A 21,661-nucleotide genomic window follows, 5' to 3' on the forward strand; every position below is an offset into this window, starting at 1 on the left:
TTCACCTCCATTTACCTCTATAGCTTGCTGTTTTCACATATTTCCTTGCGATTGAAAGAAAGCGTTCCACCTCTTCCCTTCCATAGGGTTTGAGATGGCGAAACGCTTCCTCTTTCGCCTGTTCCGGTTGATAATCCTGCAAAAACCATCTACTCGCCCCCTCAATCATCCTACCGATATCTTCTATCTCCTCATCCCCTATAATTGATGGCACAAGCGTTGTTCTGAACTCGTAGTCTACACCTATGGAAAGCAGAAATTCAATGCTCTCTCTTATCCTCTCCAAATCCAATCCCTTTATTCCGCTCGCTATTTCGTATCTCTCATCCAGGGGCGCTTTCACATCCATAGCTATATAATCAACAAGCCCTCGCTCATAGAGCTCCTTTAAAAGCTGGGGATTATAGCCATTCGTATCAAGCTTAACCATTTGTCCCAACCCCTTTATCCTCTCTAACAAATCTATTACCTGAGGATAAATTGTTGGCTCCCCTCCTGTTATCACTACACCATCTATCCAATCTTTATGCTTTCTCAAATATACCTCAACGATTTCCCAATCTATGTCATCAAACTTCTCCGGCTCTTCAACGATTTGCCAGTTCTGGCAGAAGGGGCAGAGGAAGTTGCAGCCGGGAAGGAATAGAACGCAGGACACCTTCCCATCCCAATCAATGAAAGATGTCTCCAAAAAGCCCTTTATTCCTAACAAGTTTATGCGGGAAGGATGCTTACTCACTTTCGTTCAAATAGCGGTATATATCCTCCTTTGCTGGCACTTCTCCTCTCCAACCTGCGACCTCTTCATCCTCGTTATTGACGATTATTATCCCCGGAGTTGAGAAAACGCTATAAAAGGAAGCCTCCGTCAACCCGTCAAGGCTCTTAACATCATAATAAACCACCTCCACTCCTTCCTCCTCCAATTCCTTTCCTAATTTCTTTGCCGCTGGGCAACGAGGACAACCTTCCTGCCAAAATATCTTCAACTTCATCTTTCAACCTCCTCTGCATAGAGATTATAGCTATCCGCATTGAGAATTTTCGCGGAAACAAAGCTTCCCACCCGGCAATCCTTAGCCCTTAATAGCACCCTGCCATCAATCTCCGGCGCCTCCCTGAATGAACGCCCGCTTAATCTCTTCCCATTTATCCCCTCAACCAACACCTCTATTTCCCTCCCTATCCAAAGCCTGTTTCTCTCCTTTGCTATTTTCCTTTGCAGCTCCATAGCGGTTTCAAGCCTCTCCTTTACTATCTCTCCCCTCAAAGGGGGAAGAAGGGAGGATTTCGTTCCCCGCTCTGAATAATAGGGGAAAAAGCCAACCTTATCAAGCTTGGCTTCCTTCAGAAATTCAAGAAGCATTTGGAAATCCTCCTCGCTCTCGGTGGGAAAGCCAACGATGAAGCTTGAACGAAAGCAAGCATAGGGTATGGCTTGCCTTATCTTCTCTATGAGCCTCAAATATCTTTCAGCCGAGCCTTCCCTTCCCATAAGTTCCAATATGCGAGGAGAAGCATGCTGAAAAGGGATGTCAAAGTATTTAACTACTTTATTCGTTTCCGCCATCATCTCCAGAAGCTGGGGAGTAATCCTTGAGGGATGCATATACATAACTCGTATCCACTTAACATCGGTATTAGATAGTTTAGCAAGAAGTTTAGGAAGCGTCAACTCACCATAAATATCCAATCCATATCTCGTCGTCTCCTGCGCCACCAATATTATCTCCTTTACCCCCTTCCTCACCAATTCCTCAGCCTCAGCCAAAATACCCTCCATTCTTCTGCTCTTATACCCACCCCTGATATAGGGAATGGTGCAATAATTACACCGATTATCGCACCCATCAGCTATCTTAAGATAAGCATAGGGAAAAGTTGTAAGAAGGACGCGGGGAGGAGTATTCAATGGGTCGGGCTCATCAACATCAACGGTTTTCCTCCCCTCCCTTGCCCTTATCAGCGCCTCCGGAAGCCTCCATCCCTTTCCCAGTCCAAGGACAACATCCGCATCTATGCGGGAAAGATTATCTCTCCACCTTTGAGGCAGACAACCGACAACAGCAAGAAGTTTTCCCTTTCTTCTCGCCCTCCTTATCTCTCTTAGAGCCTCCTTCACCGCCGGCTTTATGAAGGCGCAGGTATTTATCACTATCGCATCCGCTTCCTCTTCAGAGGAGAGAGAAAAGCCCTGCGTTAGGAGGAAGGATAAAAGGCTCTCTGTATCCACCCTATTTTTGGGGCAACCCAAACTTACGAAGGCAACCTTCACTATTCTTCTTCCCTTGAAGAGAACATCTCCTCTACTTCTTCGGGAGTAACAAGGACCTCCCTCGGCTTCACCCCTTCCTGCGGTCCAACGATTCCCCTCTCCTCCATAAGCTCCATTAGGCGTGCTGCCCGATTGTATCCTATCCTCATTTTCCTCTGCAACATAGAAGTTGATGCTTGTCCGAGCGTGGCGACGAGCCTAACCGCTTGCTCAAACAGTTCGTCATCGCTCATCTCTTCCGCCCACATCTCGCCCAGCTCCACGGGCTTGGTCCATTCCGCAAGTGGTGTGGGCTCGCCTTGCTTGCGCCAGAAACCCGCAACTTTTTCCATCTCCCTCTCGTTGATGAAGGGAGCCTGTATCCTGGTTGGTTTAGGGGAATCCAAGGGAGCGAAGAGCATATCTCCACTACCTATAAGCAGTTCCGCTCCTCCCGTATCCAAAATTACCCTTGAATCTATTTGAGTTGAGACGGCGAAGGCTATACGGGAGGGGAAGTTAGCCTTTATCAAGCCCGTTATGATATCAACGGAGGGACGCTGGGTGGCGACTACAAGATGGATTCCCGTTGCCCTTGCCAGCTGGGCTAAGCGACAAATCATCGCCTCAACTTGAGCCTTCTGCTTCGTCAACATTATATCCGCAAGCTCATCAACCACTATGACGAGATAGGGGAGCTTTTTCTCGGGGAAACGCTGATTATAACCTGCTATATTCCTCACCCCAGCCTCAGCAAATATATCATATCTCCTTTCCATCTCCCGCAAAGCCTTCTGCAAAACCATTATAACATCCGCCACTTCCTTCACCACAGGCTCCACAAGATGAGGTATCCCATCAAACAAAGTCAATTCAACCCTCTTTGGGTCAACTATTATCAATCTGAGTTCATCCGGGCTGAACTTGTATAGAAGGGAAGTTATAAAGGAAGAAAGAAAAACGCTCTTCCCTGAGCCAGTAGCTCCCCCAACGAGGAGGTGGGGCATTGCGGTAAGGTCGGCATAAATGGGTTGCCCAGCGACATCCAATCCCAAGGGGAAGATAATCTTCGTGTGGTTTTTCCAGAACTCTTCCTTTTCCAAAAGCTCTCTAAGGAAAACCGTTCTTACCACCTTGTTAGGGACCTCTATTCCAATTGCGGATTTGTTGGGGATGGGCGCTTCCACCCTAACTGATTTTGCCGCTAACTCCATCGCCAAATTATCGGCAAGGCTGACTATTTTATGCACTTTTATTCCCGGTGCCAGTCGGACCTCATAGCGAGTTACCGTGGGACCTCTTGATATCTCCACTACTTCCGCTTGAACCTTGAAATCAGCCAATGTGCGGGTTATTATGGCGATGTGTTCCTTTGCCTCGCTCTCAAGACGTCTCTCGGAGGGCTCCTTTGGTTTATTCAAGAGGTCAAGGGGTGGAAGCTGCCAAGGAGATTTATCCAGAGGCTTTATCTCTTCTTTCTCCTCCTCCATTTCCTTATCTTTCTTCCTCAGGAAGGAGAGAAGCTTCAGCTTTCCCAAGGAGGGCTCCTTTTTCTTCTCCTCCACCACCTCGGAGGGCTTGGGAGGGAGAGGAGCTGGCTTGATGGGACGAGGTGGGAGCTGGGGCTGCTCCTCCTTCTTTTTTAGTCTCTGGACTATTTCTCTTATGGGAGAGCCAATGACGAGAAGGATGCCTATGAGAGCAAGGGCGTAAAGAAAAATAAACGAACCATAGTAGCCGACTGATTTAAAGAAGATATAGGAGAAGAAAGCCCCGATGAATCCACCACCATCGCCTTTGCTTGCTGAGTTCCAAACATCGGCTATATGGGGTAGGTGGAGGAGAGCGAGTATGACGAGGAGAAGGAGGGAAACACCAAGAGCGGTGTTCTTCGTTTTGTGTTTCTCTAATCGGATGAGGATTGATATTCCTATAAAGAAGAGGATTAAGGGGAAGAGGAAGGAACCCTTCCCTAAAAGAAGGGAGAGATAATGGCAGGCTCTTGCCAGCAATCCTCCTTCCTTGAAGAGAAGGGCGAGGAGCACGACCAATCCTAATGCGATAAGCGAGATCCCTATGACATCATATGTTAGGGGACTTAATTGTTTTCTCTCTTTCTCCTTGTGATTCCTTTTGTTATTCTTCCTCTTCTTTGCCTTCATCTTCAGGATTTAATTTTAACGATTTTTCAATTTATGTCAAAACTTCGGTTAGGCGGGAATTTTCTCAACCCCCCTTTTAAAAATTTTCACCACTATATCCCTGATCCAGTTCTCAACTTTCAAAATCATCATGTCTCCGCTCTACCATCAACCTTCACAACTATCTGGCAAGGGGTGGAAACAACCTTGACGGTAAAGAAAAACAACCCTGAAAAACGGGTAGCCAACATCCAAGAGGCGCTCTTTCATTGGGCTTATCTTATGAATATAGGTTTGACCCTTTAAAGAGTCTTCTTTTTATCTTAAGCTAAAGCCTCGTCCAGCATTGTGAGGTAGTTCTCCAAGGGAATGTAGTTAGGGATTGAGTTCCCTGAGCCGACGGCGAATCGCCCCAAAGAAGCGCATCTGTCAATCAGATTCCTAACATATTTTCTTAGCTCGGAAGGAGTAGCTGAAGCTAAAACATTGACATCCACTCCGCCAAGGGTCGCTATCCGCCTTCCATACCTCCTGTGAAATTCCCAAGCGGGAATTATCACATCCTCAAAGGAATGCTTCCCATCTATCTTCACATCCTCTATCAAATCCTCAATTATCGCCTCCACATTTCCACAGCTATGAAGGAAATAGGGAATCCCCTTTGAATGCGCCATCTCGGCAAATCTCTTGTGCCAGGGGAGGACATACCTTCTCAGATGGTCGGGATGAATTAGAGTCCCGCTCTTAAAGCCCATATCATCGCCCGGGAAAATCGCTATTATGTTGTCTATCTTCAATAGCTTCTCGTAATATTCCTCCATCAATTGCCCAAGCTTGTTCGCAACCGCTTCAACAAGCGCTGGGTCATCGTAAAGGGCGTAGGATAGACCCTCATAGGACATTATCCAGCTCAAATGCTCATAGATTCCACCGCTATGGGAAGCTATCAGTCCCATCCCTTCCGGAAGATGGGAGGCTATGTATTCATAGGGGAAGAAATCAACCATATCAAGAGTCGGCCAGCGGTAAGCTTCAAAATCCTCCCAACTCATTATCGCTCCTTGATGCTCATCCACCCAGGAGCGAATTCCCTGAGAGGCGGTATCAGGAGCGAATATGCGCCTCTCCTCAAAGGGATAACCTATCTCAAGCTTAACGAAATCATACCCCAATCTATACCAGAGCTCTATGTAGTTATCCCAAAAGGCGGACTGCTTCCCCCTATCATTTGGGTCATAGTCAACCCATTCCCTCCCAATCATCTCTTCCAAAATGACTTTAGCAATTGACCAATCTATGATGTATTCAACCAGGGGAGGCTTGTCCCTCCTCTCCTTTCCCAATAGATAATTGATGAAACCCTTCGCATCGGGCTTAGGATTATCCAAAGGAACGCGGAATCCCATTTATCATCCCTCCTTGATGAATGTATTGTAGAACAAAAGAGCGCTAACAGTTTTAGCGTCCTCTACTTCTCCCTTTTTCACCATCTCCAATGCCTCTTTTAGAGATAACTGGCAAACTTTTATCTCCTCATCCTCATCGGGCTTTCTTGCTCCCGCCCTCAAATCCTCGGCGAGAAATATATGAATGCACTCTGTTGAGTAGCCGGGAGCAAGATAGAGGGAAATCAGCCTCCTCCATTTCCCCGCAATGTAGCCTGTTTCCTCTTGCAATTCCCTCTTAGCACATTCAAGCGGTTCCTCATTTGGAGAGAGGGTTCCTGCGGGAATCTCAAGGAGAATCTTCCCCGCAGGGAGGCGAAATTGACGAACGAAAATGATGTTTCCATCAGGCAAGATGGGCAGTATTGCCACCGCTCCCCTATGCTCTACTACTTCCCTCGTTGATATAACGCCGTTAGAGAGCTCCACCTTATCAACCCTAAATTTCAAAAGCCTCCCCTCAAAGATTATCTTCCTCTCTAAAACCTTCTCCTCCATCACTGATTCTCCACCTTCACGGGGTATTCCACCTTCCACAATCTCTTTCCGTCCTCTTTAACCCTTGAAACTGCATAAAAGGTAAGGGTATGATTTCCATCGGGAATTTTGGTTGTATCAAGCAAAACATCGTATGTCTTCCAGAAGATATTCTTTGCTGAGGGCTGAAGGAATATCAAGGGCGGCTTGTTATCCACCCTTATCGCTATCCCCTTTATGTTATCAGAGGGGTCAAATACCTTTATAGTTAATGAACTTTTCCCCTTTAGAACCGATTCCCTTATCAGATTTGCCACATCTACGGAATGTTTCTCCCCAACCCATTTATAACAGGATAGGACCTCGCCTTTGTCCGCGAGGATTAAACGGTAGCCACGGGGAGTGCCATCAAGATTGGGCTTTTCATCTCCCCACCAAGAGCCCGAAAGTGCTCCGGTGAGGATATTCAATATCCTTCCCAAAGGAAGTTGGACATTTGAATGCTCGTGCCCGGAAAAGACCACCTTGACTTGGGGATTTTGATTAATAATCGCCAAAAAGCGAAGGAATTTATCACATTCAAAGGGTGGCTGATGAGTGAAGATTATGGTTGGCTTATCCTTAGCTAGGGATAAATCCTTCTCCAACCAATTCAATTGCTCATCATCAAATCCAGATTTCTTATTAGTTGTGGCTTCAAGCATAACGAAATGCCAACCAGAATAATTGAAGGAATAATAAACTGGTCCCAAAAATTCTTTAAAAGCTCCCCTATCGTAAAGACGGGATGTTGGTGGAATGCTCAAAGGATGTTCGTGATTTCCCGGCAAATTGAAGAGAGGAGGCTTAAGATTCCTCATCAATTTTAGATAAAGCTGATAGTATTTAATGACATCTTCTTCGGTTTGCAAGGGATTGGCATCCATAACCAGGTCTCCAGTGGCAACAACAAACTCCGGTCTCAATTCATTAGCTTCCTGAACGAATTTCCCAACATCCCTATAGCAAACCTCGGAAAAAGTGGAATGTATATCAGTCACTTGAATAATGAAAAGGGGCGTTTTTTCGTTTACTTTATGAAGGGGAAAATTGATATTTTGGGAATCATCTGAGAGCTTGACTTTTCGCCAGAATTTATAAGTGAAATAACCTGATGGGAAAGATACGAAGATTATCGGCTCATCTTCACTGGATTGAATCAAATAATGTCCTCTTTGGTCAGTTAAGATGATTTGTCTACCATCGCTAACCGGGACTTTTGCTAATCCTTTTTCTCCTTCATCCAAAACCTCGTTGTTATTGACATCAAAGAAAACTATACCCTCTATTTTTCTATCTGCAAATCCAAAGGAAGAAACAAAGAAGAATAAAAAGAGAAAAACAATTTTTTTCATAAGCTTCACCTCCAAAAAATCTTACACCTTAAGTGAAAATAATTCAAGAAAAAATACATATATAAAATATAGCTGTAGTGATTGGTATGTAAGTTATGTAAATTTTTTTAAAGTTAGTGATAGAATGAATAAGCTAAAATAAAAATAAAAAATTTATTTTGATATTGATAATTGAAAAAGAATATTTTACTCCAGTGGAATTTCTTAATCTTTTAAATTCCTTTTAGATTCTTGCAAAAATTTATTTTATTTATCTGTAATTTATAGGAAGTGAAATTGTAGATAAAATGTAACTAAATGTTAGTTTGGTAAACAAAAATGAGGACAACATGGGTTGTAAATAATTTATTTACATTATGATTCTTTGCTGGGAAGGAGCTTGCTCGTGATATCTTGAACCAACTTCGCCAACTCTTTATCCCTTTGCAATTCTTCCTTGATCTTATTATACCCGCTTATCACGGCGGGATGGGTTCTGCCAAGCGCCCTTGCTATTTCGGTTATGGGTGCGGAAGTGAGCTCCCGGCAAAGGTACATGCATATCTGGCGAGGTTGCGCTACCTTTTTGTCCTTTCTTTTCCCCCTGATAAGTCGCTGAGATATATTGAAATGCCTGCATACAGCTTTCACGACATCCTCTATTGTCAAATTTATCTGTTTTCTGCCGATGTAATCAACGAGGAGCTCCTCTGCCAAGGGCAGTGTTAGCTGGGTGCCATTAATTGATGTCCACGCCATAAGCTTGGCAAGGGCACCCTCTAAATCCCTGATATTCGTCTTTATCTCCCTCGCTACATAAAGCAATATCTCGGGAGATATGTTGAAGTTTTCCTGCTCTGCTTTCTTCTGAAGAATGGCGAGCCTCAGTTCAAGGTCGGGAGGTGATATGCCCATAACGGGTCCGTGTTTTAAGCGGGAGAGTATACGGGGATGGAGTGGGGCGAGCTCTTCCGGCGGTCTATCCGAGCAGATGATTATCTGCTTGCCCGTTTCATAAAGGGTGTTGAAGGTATGGAAGAATTCCTCTGTCGTTCTCTCCTTATCCGCGATGAACTGGATGTCGTCAACGAGCCAAACATCTATGTTCCTGTATTTCTCCCTGAAGGCAGACATCCTCCCGTTCTTGATTGCCTCAACATATTCAAATGTGAAGTATTCGGCGGGAACATAGACTACCTCCATTTCGGAGGATTCAAGGAGGGCATTGCCGACTGCTTGGATAAGATGGGTCTTACCGAGCCCGACTCCTCCGTGGATGAAGAGGGGATTGTAGGTTTTCCTCCCTGGTCTCTCTGATACATCCTTCGCCGCCGCATAGGCTAACCTGTTTGATTGACCGACAACGAAGTTCTCAAATGTATAGTTCTCGTTGAGGGAGAGACCGAAGGGAGGTTTGCGTTTCTTTGCTGTCTTTTTCCTCTCTCTCTTTTGAGGAGGCACGACATGGATTTCTATTTTCACTTGGTGCCCAGTGAATTTGGAGGCTGTTTCCTCAAGAAGGGAGAGATAATGCTTCTCAATCCATTCCTTGGCGAAGCGAGCGGACACAGTGAAGATGAACCTATCAATGCCAAGGGTCACGGGCTTCAGCTGGCTGAGCCAAAGGTCCCGTGATGAATCGGGGTCTTGCGCGATAAGGTACTGGGAGATTATCTCCCATTTATCCTTATCGGGCAGAAGATTGAACTTATCTCCAAAATCCAAATTTAACTGGTCTTTAGCCCCCATAGATATATGCTCCAGGGATAGGGTGAGGAAATAAGAAGCCTTGCCTATTTATAGATTACAAATTCGCCTTTGGGAGGTCAAGAGAGGAGATTTGGGAAAAAAATATTTTAATCTTTTGCTATTTCGCTATTTCTTAAATATTCTGCTTTTTTTAAATAATTTCAAAAATATCCCAGAAGCTCTGAAACCATTTCCCTTGTTGGTGCTCCTTCCATAGGTCCCTTCTTTGTTATGGAGAGACCCGCGACGATGTTGGCGAAACGTAAGAGCTTGGGAAGCTCCATCCCCTCAATCATCCCAACCGCTAAGGCGCCAGCGAAGCAATCTCCCGCTCCCGTGGGGTCAACAACATCTACCTTTATCGCGGGGCTATGAATTCTCCCCTCCGGTGTAAAGGCGATACAGCCATACTCTCCTTGCTTCAAAATCACGAGCATTTTATCTGCGAGGGATTCGCAAGCTGAGAACGGCTCTTGAATTCCCGTAAGCATAGAGACCTCTTCACCCGAGGGAAGAAGCACATCGCAAATCTCCATTATGGGCTTGACTATCTCCCTTATCTCCTCAATGGATAGGAGCTGGGGGCGAATATTTGGGTCAAAGAAGACCTTCCCTCCTTTCTCTTTAACTATTTTTGCTGATTTAATGCAGGCATTTCGCATTTTCTCGCTTACGGAAAGGGATGAGCCGCAGATGTGGATGATTTCAGTTTGCGAGAGGTAATCCTCTAATATGTCTTCGGTAGATATGGAATCCGCAGCGGTGTTTGGGATGTGGAAGATGAAATCGCGGGAGCCGTCTTGAAAATAAGCTACGAAGGCGCAGGCGGTGGATTTATATGGGATTATCTTGAGGTGGGAGGTATCAACGCCGTCCAGTTTGAGGCGTTGGTAGCAGAGATGCCCGAATGGGTCATCGCCCACCGCTCCTATGAAGCCGACATCTCCGCCGAGGCGAGCGGCGGCATCGGCGAAGATAGCGGGAGCACCCGAGGGGAAAGGACCGACGAAATCGGCGGGAGTGCCCAAGGGCACGCCGATATCCTTCCTCATAATTTCAACCAAGATTTCGCCTAAGGATACTATTTTGGGCATTTGATAGAAATTTTAAAAATAGGGAAAGCCCTTTGCAAATAGAAAAGGAGACAAAAAGCAGATGACTACCAATGAATAATTTCAAAAAGATATTGGGATATATAGATAAGAGGAGAGATTTGAAAGGAGAAGATATAGTTAAGTTAAAGATATACAAAGACGCAGGTTATAACCCCGCAGCGCTCCGACCTCTCTCAAGAAGACATAAAATCCAAGAAAAAGAAACTGGGATATAAGAGTGATACAATTATAAAAGGATAGAAGAATAGATGTTGTCTCAAGATTTGGTTATCCCCCTTCCCTCTGGGGTGTGTTCAAACGGATAACGGGAGTGAGTTCGCGGGAGAATTTGAAGATTTTCTCAGGAATAAGGGTATTATCCATTTCTACACTCATCCAAAGAGACCGCAAGAGAGCGGCTATGTAGAGTGATTCCAGAGAACTATCCAAGAATATTTCATAGATGTATACCCGCTGGACTCAACGGATATAGATGAATTTAATAACCAGAGGAGTCTCAAATGTTATGGAATTATACATACCATTGAAATGTTTAGGCGATATTTTATAATATTTCTAAATTGGAACAAAAGAACGGCAAAAAGGAAAACAAAAAAGGCTCACCTTGGCAGGAATTCGCCCAATATGGCTCGCTGGGGATGACAATGGTGATTTCAACTGTTGGTGGGTATTTCTTTGGTTATTGGCTTGATAAAAAGCTTGGCACTTCTCCCTATCTCTCACTCGTCGGGCTTTTCCTCGGAATATCCGCAGGCTTCTATCAGCTTTATAAAATAGCTAAAAGGGTGGAATGAACGAAAAAGAAAAGAGGTTTTACCTGTTCTCTTCCCTCCTTTTATGTATCCTACCAGCCATCTCCTATCCATTCGGTTTTCCCCTCTCTTTGGGATTCCTTCTCGGAATAGCCACTGGGATGTTCGTCTTTTCCTATTTCCATTTCCTTGTTAATTTCCTTTTTAAAAAAGGTAAGGGAACCTATCTTTGGCTGAGCCTCATCCCTCGCCTTGCCTTTCTCGGTGTCATAGCTTTCCTCCTGGGAATCTACCAAAGCCTAATCTCACCCTTGACTTTTACCGTCGGCTTTGCTATTATAACATTCGTCATTCTCTTCTCCCATTTCAAAGAGGATTAAGCCCTATGGAAAGAGAACATTCGCTCGTCTTCGCTCTTTTAAGCAGATATTTTCATCTGCCCCAATGGGCAGACACGGCGATTATGGCGGGCATCGCTATTTTCCTCATACTTATTGTCGTCCTCCTTGCCACTCGTCGCCTTTCCCTTTTCTCCCCTTCTCGCTTGCAGGCTGGCTTAGAACTCGGCGTCTCCGCTGTGGAGAACTTCGTAAAAGAAAATTTGAGAAAAGAAGAGGCAGAATTTTTTGCTCCATTTCTTGCCTCCCTCTTCATCTATATCCTCATTCTCAATCTCTTGAGCGTAATACCGGGCTTTATCCCACCCACAATGGATTTGAATACAACAATTGCGCTGGCGATAACCTCTTTCGTAGCTGTTCAGTATAGCGGAGTGCGAAGAATGGGATTTGTAGGTTATCTTAAGCACATATCTGAATGGGAGCTCTTCTCCCACATCCCTTTCTACTTCATCCCCCTTGCTCTACTTGGTGCTCTCTTCTTTATGATAATCCATCTCATAGGGGAGTTCGCGAAGCCCTTCTCCCTGGCAATCCGACTTTTCGCCAATATGTATGGGGAAGAGACGATGGTTTTGACATTCGTGATCCTATCGCCTATCCTCTTCCGCTTCATTGCCCTTCCTCTCCATTTCCCCTTCGTCCTTTTCCATATGTTTATCGGCTTCCTTCAAGCTTATATTTTCACGGTTTTAACCACGATTTATATATCAATTGCAACAACAGAAGAGTAAGGAGGTGCAAGTGTTATGGATTATTTCACCGTGGTAGCTTTAGGAGCAGCCTTTGCCCTTCCGCTTGCTGTTTTATCAGCAGCTTACGCTCAAGGGAAAGCAATAGAAAAAGCCCTTGAGGCGATAGCTCGCCAACCAGAGGCGGCGGGTCCGATAAGGACGACTCTTATAATAGGTCTCGCCCTCATTGAGTCGCTCGTTCTCTATGTTTTGGTTATGGCTATGGCTTTCATCGCTCCCAAAATGCCGACTTTCCAGCAGATGTTGGAATACATCAAAAGATAATAAATGGAAACTCTTGGGCTGAATATTCACAATATAATCGTTCAAATATTCGGCTTTATCGTCGTGTTTCTCGTCTTGCGAAAGTTCCTTTTCGCTCCCCTTCGTCAAGTAGCGGAGGCTAGAAGAAGGGAAATAGCAAGCCAGTTATCTACCTTGGAGAGGGAGAAAAGGGAAGTGGAAGAGCTGAAAAGGGATTTGGAAGCTCGTCTACAGGTTATATATGAGGAAAGACAAGAAATACTACAAAAGGAAAGGGAGAATGCAAGGCAAATCGCACAGGAGATACTGGAATCCGCGAGGGCGGAGGCGCAGAGGATAAGGGAAAAAGCAAGGCGGGATATGGAATTGGAAAGAGAGAAAATGTTGATAGGCATGAGGGAAATGATAGCCGATTTGGTAATAACGGCGATGGAAAGGGCGCTCCGTTCCACTTTGGATGAGGTAAAGCAAAGGGAATTGATTTCAAAGCTCCTGGAGGAAATAGAGAATGAGGATAGCAAGGAGATACGCAGAAGCATTTCTTGAGACCGCCTCGGAAGAGGACTTGGCGAATTTACTTGATGCGGTAGAGAGGCTGAAGAAGGGGAAGACCCTCTTCTACCTCTCACTTCCTTCCTTCGGCATTCAGCAGAAGGAGGAATTCCTTTTGAGCTTCCTACCTTCCCTCAGCGAAAATACAAGACGCTTCCTTTTTCTTCTCTTGAGCAAGAGGAGGATTTCCCTTCTCCCCGAGATTGGGGAAGAACTTATAAGGCTCAAGAGGGAAAAAGAGGGAATAGCCCTGGCGCTCGTTCGCTCCCCCATACCTTTACTTTCCGAGGAAAGGGAACTTCTTCGAAAGATTTTGGAGAATAAATTCGCCAAGAGGATAATCTTGGAAGAAGAGATAGACCCTTCCTTAATAGGCGGATTCACAGTAGAAGTAGAGGGAAATATGATAGATGCGAGTTTAAAGGGTTTCCTTATCAGGCTGAGGGAAAAGATTATCTCAAGGGGTGAAAGCAGATGGGCATAAGACCGGAAGAGGTAACAAATATACTGAAAGAATTGATAGAGAAAGCTGATATTGAGAGCGAGATAAGGAATGTGGGGATAGTGACAGAGGTAGGTGATGGAGTAGCGAGGGTTTGGGGGTTAAGTGAAGTTATGTATGGTGAATTGGTGGAGTTTCCCAATGGTGTTTTCGGATTGGCGCTTTCATTGGAGGAGGATTCGGTGGGATGTGTTCTCTTGGGACCTGATAGGGAAGTCAAGGAAGGAGATAGGGCGAAAACGACTGGGAGGGTAGTTGAGGTGCCCGTTGGTGAGGAGCTTCTTGGGAGGGTTATAAATCCCTTGGGTCAACCGCTTGATGGGCAAGGACCGATTCCCTATAAGAAGACGCGCCCGATAGAAGTCCTGGCTCCTAGCGTCGTTGACCGCAGACCCGTCTGCGAGCCACTTCAGACTGGCTTGAAGGTTATAGATGCTCTCATCCCCATAGGAAGAGGGCAAAGGGAACTTATAATAGGAGACCGCCAAACTGGAAAGACAGCCATATGCATAGACACGATAATCAATCAAAAGGACGAAGGGGTTTACTGCATATATGTTGCGATTGGGCAGAAGGCATCAACCGTCGCTCAGGTTATAGCGAAGTTAAAGGAGTTCGGTGCTATGGACTACACGATTGTTGTAGTGGCTGAGGCTGACGACCCAGCTCCCCTCCAATATATAGCTCCCTACGCCGGCTGTGCCATAGGCGAGGAGTTCCGCGATACGGGCAAACACGCCCTTGTTATCTATGACGATTTAACGAAACACGCATGGGCTTATAGGGAGATGTCCCTCCTTCTGCGCCGTCCACCGGGAAGGGAAGCCTATCCCGGCGACATCTTCTATCTTCATTCCCGTCTTTTGGAGAGGGCGGCGAAGCTCTCCGATGAGCTCGGAGGTGGTTCCCTGACCGCCCTTCCAATCGTGGAAACCCAGCTTGGCGATATCTCAGCTTATATTCCCACCAACCTAATCTCCATCACCGATGGGCAAATCTATCTGGAGAGCGACCTCTTTTACGCAGGGATAAGACCGGCAGTGAATGTTGGCTTATCGGTTTCCCGTGTGGGAGGAGCGGCACAGATTAAGGCTATGAAGCAGGTCGCTGGTCAGCTCAGGCTTCAGCTTGCCCAATATAGGGAGCTGCAAGCCTTTACCCAATTCTCAGCCGAGCTTGACAAGGCAACCCAGCTTCAATTGGCAAGGGGCGATAAGCTCGTTCAATTGCTCAAACAACCCCAATATAAGCCGATGCCGGTTGAGGAACAGGTTATGGTGCTCTATGTGGGCACAAGAAACTATCTTGACGATATACCAACCGAGGCAGTTGAACGATTCGCGGAGGAATTCCTTTCATTTATGAGGGAACATTACCCCCATATCGGAGCGACGATAAAGAAGGAAAAGGAGATTTCCCCTCAATTAGAGGAAGAGCTGAAGAAGGCAATTAACCATTTCAAGGAGGTATTTCAAATAGATGCCGGGAAAAAGCTTGCGTGAGCTGAGAAGAAGGATAAAGGCTGTAATGGGAATTGAGAAGCTGACCGATGCTATGAAGAAGGTAGCCACCGCCCGCCTACATCGCTTTCAACGCCAACTCCTCTCCTCCCGCCCATATACCGATACCCTCTTCTCTATGACCGAGAGCATCCTATTCCCCTCTCTTTCCCATCCCTTCTTCCAGGAGAGGAAGGTAAAGAGGGCGGGAATAATCGCTATAACCTCAGAGCGAGGGCTCTGCGGTGGCTACAATATGAACATATTCAGGGAGGTTGAGAATTTAGCCAAAGGTTTTCCCGATGTCCTCCTATTTATAGTAGGTAGAATGGGGCAAAGGCATTTCTCCCGCCTTTCCTTTAAAATAGCAGGAAGCTTTCCCTTTCCTCCAATCGGCTTTACCTTAAAAGATGTCTCGCCCATTTGGGAAGCGAGCTTGAACTCTTTTTTAAAGGGAGAAATTGACACTCTTTATATAGTTTACACTCATTTCCATTCTCCATCCGCCCTTCTTCCCGCTACTCGTCGTCTTCTGCCTTTGGAAAGAAAGGCTGAGGAGCGTGAGTTCATTTTTGAGCCGAAGATTGGGGTTCTTCTTGACCATCTTCTCTCCCACTATCTTCATACTCAGATTTATCGTGCCATTCTTGAATCAGCAACGAGCGAGCAATCAGCGCGCTTCATAGCTATGGATATGGCTACCCAAAACGCCAATCGCCTCCTCCACAGTCTCCGCATCCAATATAATAAGGAGAGGCAAGCCCAAATCACAAAGGAGATAACGGAGATAGTTGGAGGGGCAGAGGTACTGAGGAGAGGATAGGATTATGGCTAAAGGAAAAGTTATTCAAATATTTGGTCCGGTTTTGGATGTTCGTTTTTCTCCTGAGGAAGTTCCTCCATTGTATAATGCCCTTCGCATAAAGGATGCGAGGAACGGCAGGGAGGTAGTGGCGGAAGTTATGCAGGATTTGGGAGATGGGATAGTGAGATGCGTCGCCTTGGGACCCACTGAGGGTTTCTATAGGGGGGCTGAGGCGGAGGATACAGGCGCTCCTGTGATGGTGCCAGTAGGTCCCGAGACATTGGGAAGGCTCTTCAATGTTTTAGGTGAGCCGATAGATAAGATGGAGCCGCCAAAGAACGCCCCCCGCCAGCCAATCCATAAACAACCGCCTTCCCTCGCCGAACAATCAACGGAAATTGTTCCATTTGAAACGGGAATAAAAGTCATAGACCTCCTCTGCCCTTTCCCTAAAGGAGGGAAGATTGGGCTATTTGGTGGAGCGGGAGTGGGGAAAACGGTGATACTGATGGAGCTAATCCGAAATGTGGCTATAGAGCACGGAGGAGTTGCCCTTTTTGCTGGGGTAGGGGAGAGAACGAGGGAGGGGAACGACCTCTGGCTTGAGATGAAGGAGACGGGAGTCCTCCAGAAGACGACATTGGTATTTGGACAGATGAACGAACCCCCTGGGGCGCGCTTCCGTGTAGCTCTTACAGCCCTAACTATGGCGGAATACTTTAGGGATGAGATGGGGCAGGATGTCCTTTTGTTCATAGATAACATCTATCGCTTCATCCAGGCTGGCTCGGAGGTATCAGCCCTTTTGGGAAGAATTCCCTCCGCTGTTGGCTATCAGCCAACTCTTTCCACAGACCTTGCTAAATTGCAGGAGCGGATAACCTCAACTAAAAAGGGCTCAATAACCTCGGTTCAAGCTATATATGTTCCCGCTGATGACCCGACGGACCCTGGACCCGCTACAGCTTTCTCCCATCTTGACGCCTTCGTATATTTGGATAGGCAGCTTGCGGAGATGGGGATTTATCCTGCAGTTGACCCTCTAGCATCCGCATCAAGGATATTAGACCCCAACATAGTTGGGCAGGAACATTACGAGACGGCGAGAGGGGTTCAAGCAGTTCTTCAAAGATATAAGGAGCTTCAAGATATAATAGCTATATTGGGGATTGAAGAGCTTTCCGATGAGGATAAACTTATAGTTCATAGGGCGCGCTGTTTACAGAGGTTCTTATCGCAGCCCTTCTTCGTGGCGGAGGTTTTCACCGGTGTGCCAGGAAAGTACATAAAGAGGGAGGACACAGTGCGAGGATTCAAGGAGATATTGGAGGGGAAATGGGACCACTTACCGGAATCAGCCTTCTATATGGTTGGGACAATAGAGGAGGCGGTGGAGAAGGCGAAAACGATGGGGGCGATTTGAGATGGCGAAGCAGTTTGAATTGGAGATACTCACTCCCAACGAAAGGATTTTCAATGGAAAGGTTTCCTCCCTTGTGATGCCAGCGGAGGAAGGATATTGGGGTGTATTAGCTGGTCACATACCGAGCATAGCCAAGTTGAGAGAGGGCAAAGTAAGGGCGAGGATAAACGAAGAGGAGAAGGAATGGATGATAAAGGGCGGATATGCTTGGGTGGAAAGGGAAAAGACAGTTCTGCTTGTGGAATTGTAGAGAAATGGATTCGGAATAAAACAAGTCGCAATATTTCTGTGGAAAAGTACGACGATGATTTGATGGATAAGCTTTTAGATAGGGTAGATATGGCTGATTACGACATACATATATCGCAAGCAAGACACAACGAGGAGGTAGCTAAAAAACATATATCGGTTGAAACTTTAAATTTGAGCTGGGTATCAGAATATAATATCTTCCTCCGAGATAAGATGAAGATAGTTTAAATTGTCAAAACATTCAACGCATCCTTATACTTTTATTTATGGAGAAGATTACATCAAGAGCGATTATAATCGGGAGCATATGCGTCGCTATCCTCTCCTTTGCTGTTCCATATTCTGACCTTCTCCTCAACGGAACCTGGATAGCCTGCTCTCACCTCGCCATCGGTCCCATTCTGCTTTTCTTCCCGCTCGTCGCCCTCATAAATTATTTCCTCCGCAAATTCAAATCCTCCACCAACATCTTTATACTCTCCTTTATCGCTCTTATAGGTATCTCCCTTTCCCACCTATTGCTTCGCCACTTAGGAATAATAAGCATTTTAGTTCCCTCTATCCTTTTCATATCCCTTTTCCTCTGGGCTTACCGCAAATTCGTTAGGAAAGAAATCATACTTCCTCTATCCCAATCAGAGCTCATTTTAATCTACTCTATGATGCTCGTTGGGACGGGTATTCCCTCCTTCGGGCTAACCGCTTATCTCGTCCCTACCCTTATTGGAGGAAACTACTTCGCCAGCCCCGAGAACAAATGGCGGATACTTTTCTACAAATATATACCCAAATGGCTTGTCCCCTGGGACCCTAAGGGTTCGGAGAAACAACCAGTATCGGTTGCTTTTTATGAGGGGCTTCATTACGGCGAGCCCATCCCCTGGAGGGAATGGGTGATTCCTCTTTTAGCTTGGACGGTCTTCGCTCTTCTTCTCTTCTTCATGATGATTTGCCTTGCCTCAATCCTCAGAAGGCAATGGGTTGAGGGAGAGAAATTAATCTTCCCCCTCGTCCAAGTTCCTTTGGAGATGGCGAGAGAGGATGGGGGAATTATCAATCCTTTCTTCCGCAACAAACTTATGTGGCTCGGCTTCGCCATCCCCTTCATCATTCACACGATAAATGCTTTCCATTATTATTTCCCCTATATCCCCCAGATTACCTTACAAACGAACCTCAACCAATACTTCCCCAACCCTCCTTGGAATCAGATAGGAATCTTTGAGATTTGGGTGCATTTCTCGGTAATTGGTTTATCCTTCATCATTGCCTCCGACCTCGCCTTCAGCCTTTGGTTCTTCTTCCTCCTATTTAAAGTAGAAGCTGCCATTGCTGCCTCCTTCGGTATGAAAATGGACTATGTCTTCACCTATCCCGTGCAGGTCTTCGCTGCCTACCAAATGCTTGGAGCTTTCATCGTCCTCACATTCCATATGTTGTGGACGGCTCGCCATTACATCAGGGATGTTTTATTGAAGGCATTCACGAACAGGGGTTCAATAGACGATAGCCGAGAGCCTATGCCATATAGATTGGCTGTTTGGGGATTCATTATCTCGGGAGCATTGCTCGTTGCTTGGTGTGGCTATGCGGGAATGAACATATTCGTGGCGATAGTTGTTCTTGTCCTTTTCGTCTTCTTCATAATGCTCCCCCTCACTCGCTTCGTATCGGAGGGAGGGCTTCTCTTTATTCAGGCACCCTTTCAGCCCACGGAAATAATAAACTCCTTTGCTCGCTCGGATATTTTAGGTGGAAAGAATCTCACAATACTCGCTTTCATTCAGCGAATATTTATGTTTGACCTGCGTGCTTCCCTTTTGCCCAGCGTTATGGACGCATTCAAGATATCGGATAGCACCCGTTATGCGAAGCGCCACTTTCTTTTAGCTTTGATTTTAGCGATTTTGATAGCTATAGGAGGTTCATATATAAGCGAATTATGGATGATTTACAGAAGGGGTGGTGTTAGTATGTCCCCCTGGTTTTTAATCGCGGCGCCTCAACAGCCCTTCCAATTCCTCGCCTCCGCATTGCAAAATCCCGTTCATCCCGACTGGCGGGCAGGGACATTCTTAGGAGTGGGCTTAGCCATAGCGATTTTCCTCACTCAGATGAGGCTCCGCTTCACTTGGTGGCCGCTTCATCCCCTTGGCTATGCGATGGGACCTTCCTGGCCGATGATTCAGCTTTGGTTCTCAATAATGATTGGCTGGTTTATAAAGCTCTTCATTTTGAAAGCGGGAGGTATGAAAGCGTTCAACAGAGCCCGCCCCTTCTTTTTGGGGATGATATTGGGCGAGTTCGTTGTGGGAGGTATTTGGATTATTATAGATGGAATCACCGGGGTTCAAGGGCATAGGATATTTTTGACTTGATAAAGTGTGGGAATGATTTTGGAAAGATTTTTGGATACGCCTCGAAATCTAAAAATCTCTTAGAGAAAGTCAAAAACTCAACATTGCTTGTTATGTGTAGATATTGGGATATAAAAAGAATGAATGACCAGAGCTATTTAAAAGCTTATAATCGATTTCTCCCAAATTTGGATAAAAAAGGGAAAATACATTAGGCTCCCTTGGGTAGCCCACACAACTTCTATTCTTTTTAAATTGCGACCCCGCCTTCAACGGGACCGCGATTAAAGAAATGTAGCTTCACGCTTTGCAATAAAAAGATATCCCTTCTAACCTTATGGTATAGAATTTTAAGAAATATTGACATTCAATTTAAGAGGTAATAAAATCAAGATAAAATAAGATTCCAGGTGGAACAAGATGCTGGTGCAATTTTTAAATGATTGGAGAATATTTTCCCTTTTAAAGGGAAAGTCTCTAGCTCTATCCTTCCGAATCTTAATTTTGGGGTTTAACGAACAAAAATCCAAAAAGAAAGGAGGTGAAAAGGGATGAAAAAGGGAGGATTTACACTCATTGAGCTATTGGTCGTCATAGCTATCATCGCCATTCTGGCGGCGATTCTGTTCCCAGTGTTCTCCCGTGCAAGAGAGCAAGCTAGGAAGGCTGCTTGTACAAGCAATTTGAAGCAAATCGCTCAAGCATTCCAGATGTACGCCCAAGATTGGGACGAACATTTCCCCTGCACACCCTACTGGAAGTGTGGTTGGGCCCAAGGAGCAATAAATAGCCGATGGTATCTGCTGATTTTCCCTTATGTGAAAAATCAGCAGATATTCATTTGCCCCTCTGGGAAGTCCGCTGGCGGATGGGATATTCCACCTGGATGGGAAAGGATATCTTATGGTATGGGAAAGATAGCGCATTGCGGCGGGGACTGGAGCCGTTATGAGGAGATAGGAAACAGCCTGGCGGAATATCAGCAACCTTCCCAGAGCATTCTCGTTTGCGACTCTACTCACGATGGCGATGGGGCAAGCAGATGGGAGAAAATCGCTTTCAGCGGTGGAGGTTGCGGTGCTGGATGCAATCCCCGGACTGAAAACGATGCTCGTCACAGCGGTGGCGCCAACATAGCTTTCGTTGATGGGCATGTAAAGTGGATGAGTGCCTACCAGATTAGGGATGCTTGGAATGTCACGCTCTTCCGCGGTCGTTGGGCAGGAGATTAAAAAGTGCTAAAATGGGAGGGGCGACGAAGTCGCCCCTCCCAAAAAATCTATTTCTGCCTACCTACTAAAATTAAGCCCTCAAGTATTTCTAGAAAGGCGATGGTTAGCTTTTTATGTCGCAAAACCTCCTCAAATGAGCGGAAGGAGGTCCCCCATTCTTCGTTCATTTTCTCCACCGTTCCGAATCGCTTCTGTAAGTAGGGAACAGTTATCATTGGAGGTGCTCCCTTCTCCAACTGCTTAGCTCTTCTTGCTGCTACTAAAGTGAGAATATAGACATTGGGGAATTTCTTCAGAAGCTTATCAGCTCTTGGGAAAAGCAAGGACAAGGAGAATC

24 protein-coding genes are annotated in these 21,661 nt (G+C 45.8%); 14 read left to right on the top strand and 10 right to left on the bottom strand.

Annotation, left to right across the window (positions count from 1 at the left end; genetic code table 11):
* Nucleotide 1: 1 nt before the first annotated feature.
* The 9 genes from H5T88_01280 to H5T88_01320 all read right to left on the bottom strand — a co-directional run bounded on the left by H5T88_01280 (nucleotide 2) and on the right by H5T88_01320 (nucleotide 10,533).
* Nucleotides 2–691, bottom strand: coding sequence for an anaerobic ribonucleoside-triphosphate reductase activating protein (locus H5T88_01280; GenBank protein ID MBC7328971.1), 690 nt, complete (start codon nucleotides 689–691; stop codon nucleotides 2–4).
* A gap of 40 nt (nucleotides 692–731) precedes the next feature.
* Nucleotides 732–995, bottom strand: coding sequence for a thioredoxin family protein (locus H5T88_01285; protein ID MBC7328972.1), 264 nt, complete (start codon nucleotides 993–995; stop codon nucleotides 732–734).
* Nucleotides 992–2,275 carry a 30S ribosomal protein S12 methylthiotransferase RimO gene (rimO, locus tag H5T88_01290; GenBank protein MBC7328973.1) on the bottom strand — a complete coding sequence of 428 codons (1,284 nt, stop codon included), beginning with the start codon at nucleotides 2,273–2,275 and terminating at the stop codon, nucleotides 992–994. The genes H5T88_01285 and rimO overlap by 4 nt, the downstream gene beginning before the upstream one ends.
* Nucleotides 2,275–4,416 carry a DNA translocase FtsK 4TM domain-containing protein gene (locus H5T88_01295; GenBank protein MBC7328974.1) on the bottom strand — a complete coding sequence of 714 codons (2,142 nt, stop codon included), beginning with the start codon at nucleotides 4,414–4,416 and terminating at the stop codon, nucleotides 2,275–2,277. The genes rimO and H5T88_01295 overlap by 1 nt, the downstream gene beginning before the upstream one ends.
* Before the next feature lie 302 nt (nucleotides 4,417–4,718).
* Nucleotides 4,719–5,801: a hypothetical protein gene (locus H5T88_01300; GenBank protein ID MBC7328975.1), complete on the bottom strand. Its 1,083-nt coding sequence runs from the start codon at nucleotides 5,799–5,801 to the stop codon at nucleotides 4,719–4,721.
* Between the two features lie 3 nt (nucleotides 5,802–5,804).
* Nucleotides 5,805–6,338, bottom strand: a complete 534-nt coding sequence (locus H5T88_01305; GenBank protein ID MBC7328976.1) for an NUDIX hydrolase — start codon at nucleotides 6,336–6,338, stop codon at nucleotides 5,805–5,807.
* On the bottom strand, nucleotides 6,338–7,711 hold the full coding sequence (locus H5T88_01310; GenBank protein ID MBC7328977.1) for a metallophosphoesterase: 1,374 nt from the start codon (nucleotides 7,709–7,711) through the stop codon (nucleotides 6,338–6,340). The genes H5T88_01305 and H5T88_01310 overlap by 1 nt, the downstream gene beginning before the upstream one ends.
* Nucleotides 7,712–8,065: 354 nt before the next feature.
* Nucleotides 8,066–9,439, bottom strand: coding sequence for a chromosomal replication initiator protein DnaA (gene dnaA, locus H5T88_01315; protein MBC7328978.1), 1,374 nt, complete (start codon nucleotides 9,437–9,439; stop codon nucleotides 8,066–8,068).
* Nucleotides 9,440–9,600: 161 nt separating this feature from the next.
* Nucleotides 9,601–10,533 (bottom strand): sugar kinase, encoded by a 933-nt coding sequence (locus H5T88_01320; GenBank protein MBC7328979.1) that lies wholly within the window; start codon nucleotides 10,531–10,533, stop codon nucleotides 9,601–9,603.
* Nucleotides 10,534–10,815: 282 nt separating this feature from the next.
* On the opposite strand from H5T88_01320, the gene H5T88_01325 reads away from it, so the two are divergent.
* The 14 genes from H5T88_01325 (at nucleotide 10,816) to H5T88_01390 (ending at nucleotide 21,324) form a co-directional block, all read left to right on the top strand.
* Nucleotides 10,816–10,965, top strand: a complete 150-nt coding sequence (locus H5T88_01325; GenBank protein MBC7328980.1) for a DDE-type integrase/transposase/recombinase — start codon at nucleotides 10,816–10,818, stop codon at nucleotides 10,963–10,965.
* 227 nt (nucleotides 10,966–11,192) lie between these two features.
* Nucleotides 11,193–11,348 (top strand): AtpZ/AtpI family protein, encoded by a 156-nt coding sequence (locus H5T88_01330; GenBank protein ID MBC7328981.1) that lies wholly within the window; start codon nucleotides 11,193–11,195, stop codon nucleotides 11,346–11,348.
* Entirely contained in the window at nucleotides 11,345–11,686 is a 342-nt protein-coding gene (locus H5T88_01335; protein MBC7328982.1) for a hypothetical protein, read from the top strand. The genes H5T88_01330 and H5T88_01335 overlap by 4 nt, the downstream gene beginning before the upstream one ends.
* 5 nt (nucleotides 11,687–11,691) lie before the next feature.
* The gene (gene atpB / locus H5T88_01340) at nucleotides 11,692–12,438 is read left to right on the top strand and encodes a F0F1 ATP synthase subunit A (protein MBC7328983.1); all 747 of its coding nucleotides are present in this window, start codon (nucleotides 11,692–11,694) and stop codon (nucleotides 12,436–12,438) included.
* 15 nt (nucleotides 12,439–12,453) lie between these two features.
* The gene (gene atpE, locus H5T88_01345) at nucleotides 12,454–12,723 is read left to right on the top strand and encodes an ATP synthase F0 subunit C (GenBank protein ID MBC7328984.1); all 270 of its coding nucleotides are present in this window, start codon (nucleotides 12,454–12,456) and stop codon (nucleotides 12,721–12,723) included.
* Between the two features lie 3 nt (nucleotides 12,724–12,726).
* Nucleotides 12,727–13,248: a F0F1 ATP synthase subunit B gene (gene atpF / locus H5T88_01350; protein ID MBC7328985.1), complete on the top strand. Its 522-nt coding sequence runs from the start codon at nucleotides 12,727–12,729 to the stop codon at nucleotides 13,246–13,248.
* A complete protein-coding gene (gene atpH, locus H5T88_01355) occupies nucleotides 13,211–13,738 on the top strand; it encodes an ATP synthase F1 subunit delta (GenBank protein MBC7328986.1) in 528 nt (175 codons plus the stop codon). Before atpF ends, atpH begins: the two co-directional genes overlap by 38 nt.
* Nucleotides 13,729–15,258, top strand: coding sequence for a F0F1 ATP synthase subunit alpha (locus tag H5T88_01360; protein ID MBC7328987.1), 1,530 nt, complete (start codon nucleotides 13,729–13,731; stop codon nucleotides 15,256–15,258). Before atpH ends, H5T88_01360 begins: the two co-directional genes overlap by 10 nt.
* Nucleotides 15,236–16,078: an ATP synthase F1 subunit gamma gene (gene atpG / locus H5T88_01365; GenBank protein MBC7328988.1), complete on the top strand. Its 843-nt coding sequence runs from the start codon at nucleotides 15,236–15,238 to the stop codon at nucleotides 16,076–16,078. The genes H5T88_01360 and atpG overlap by 23 nt, the downstream gene beginning before the upstream one ends.
* A gap of 4 nt (nucleotides 16,079–16,082) precedes the next feature.
* Nucleotides 16,083–17,483 (top strand): F0F1 ATP synthase subunit beta, encoded by a 1,401-nt coding sequence (gene atpD, locus H5T88_01370; GenBank protein ID MBC7328989.1) that lies wholly within the window; start codon nucleotides 16,083–16,085, stop codon nucleotides 17,481–17,483.
* 1 nt (nucleotide 17,484) lies between these two features.
* A complete protein-coding gene (locus H5T88_01375) occupies nucleotides 17,485–17,733 on the top strand; it encodes a hypothetical protein (GenBank protein MBC7328990.1) in 249 nt (82 codons plus the stop codon).
* A 38-nt stretch (nucleotides 17,734–17,771) separates the two neighbouring features.
* Nucleotides 17,772–17,963: a hypothetical protein gene (locus tag H5T88_01380; GenBank protein MBC7328991.1), complete on the top strand. Its 192-nt coding sequence runs from the start codon at nucleotides 17,772–17,774 to the stop codon at nucleotides 17,961–17,963.
* A 38-nt stretch (nucleotides 17,964–18,001) separates the two neighbouring features.
* A complete protein-coding gene (locus tag H5T88_01385; GenBank protein ID MBC7328992.1) occupies nucleotides 18,002–20,113 on the top strand; it encodes a hypothetical protein in 2,112 nt (703 codons plus the stop codon).
* A gap of 530 nt (nucleotides 20,114–20,643) precedes the next feature.
* Complete coding sequence (locus tag H5T88_01390) at nucleotides 20,644–21,324, top strand: DUF1559 domain-containing protein (GenBank protein ID MBC7328993.1); 681 nt, start codon at nucleotides 20,644–20,646, stop codon at nucleotides 21,322–21,324.
* A gap of 47 nt (nucleotides 21,325–21,371) precedes the next feature.
* Here H5T88_01390 and rpoZ read toward each other — a convergent pair whose 3' ends face one another.
* The gene (gene rpoZ / locus H5T88_01395; protein ID MBC7328994.1) at nucleotides 21,372–21,653 is read right to left on the bottom strand and encodes a DNA-directed RNA polymerase subunit omega; all 282 of its coding nucleotides are present in this window, start codon (nucleotides 21,651–21,653) and stop codon (nucleotides 21,372–21,374) included.
* Nucleotides 21,654–21,661: the final 8 nt, after the last annotated feature.

The organism is bacterium, assembly GCA_014360495.1.
Lineage (GTDB): Bacteria > Armatimonadota > JACIXR01 > JACIXR01 > JACIXR01 > JACIXR01.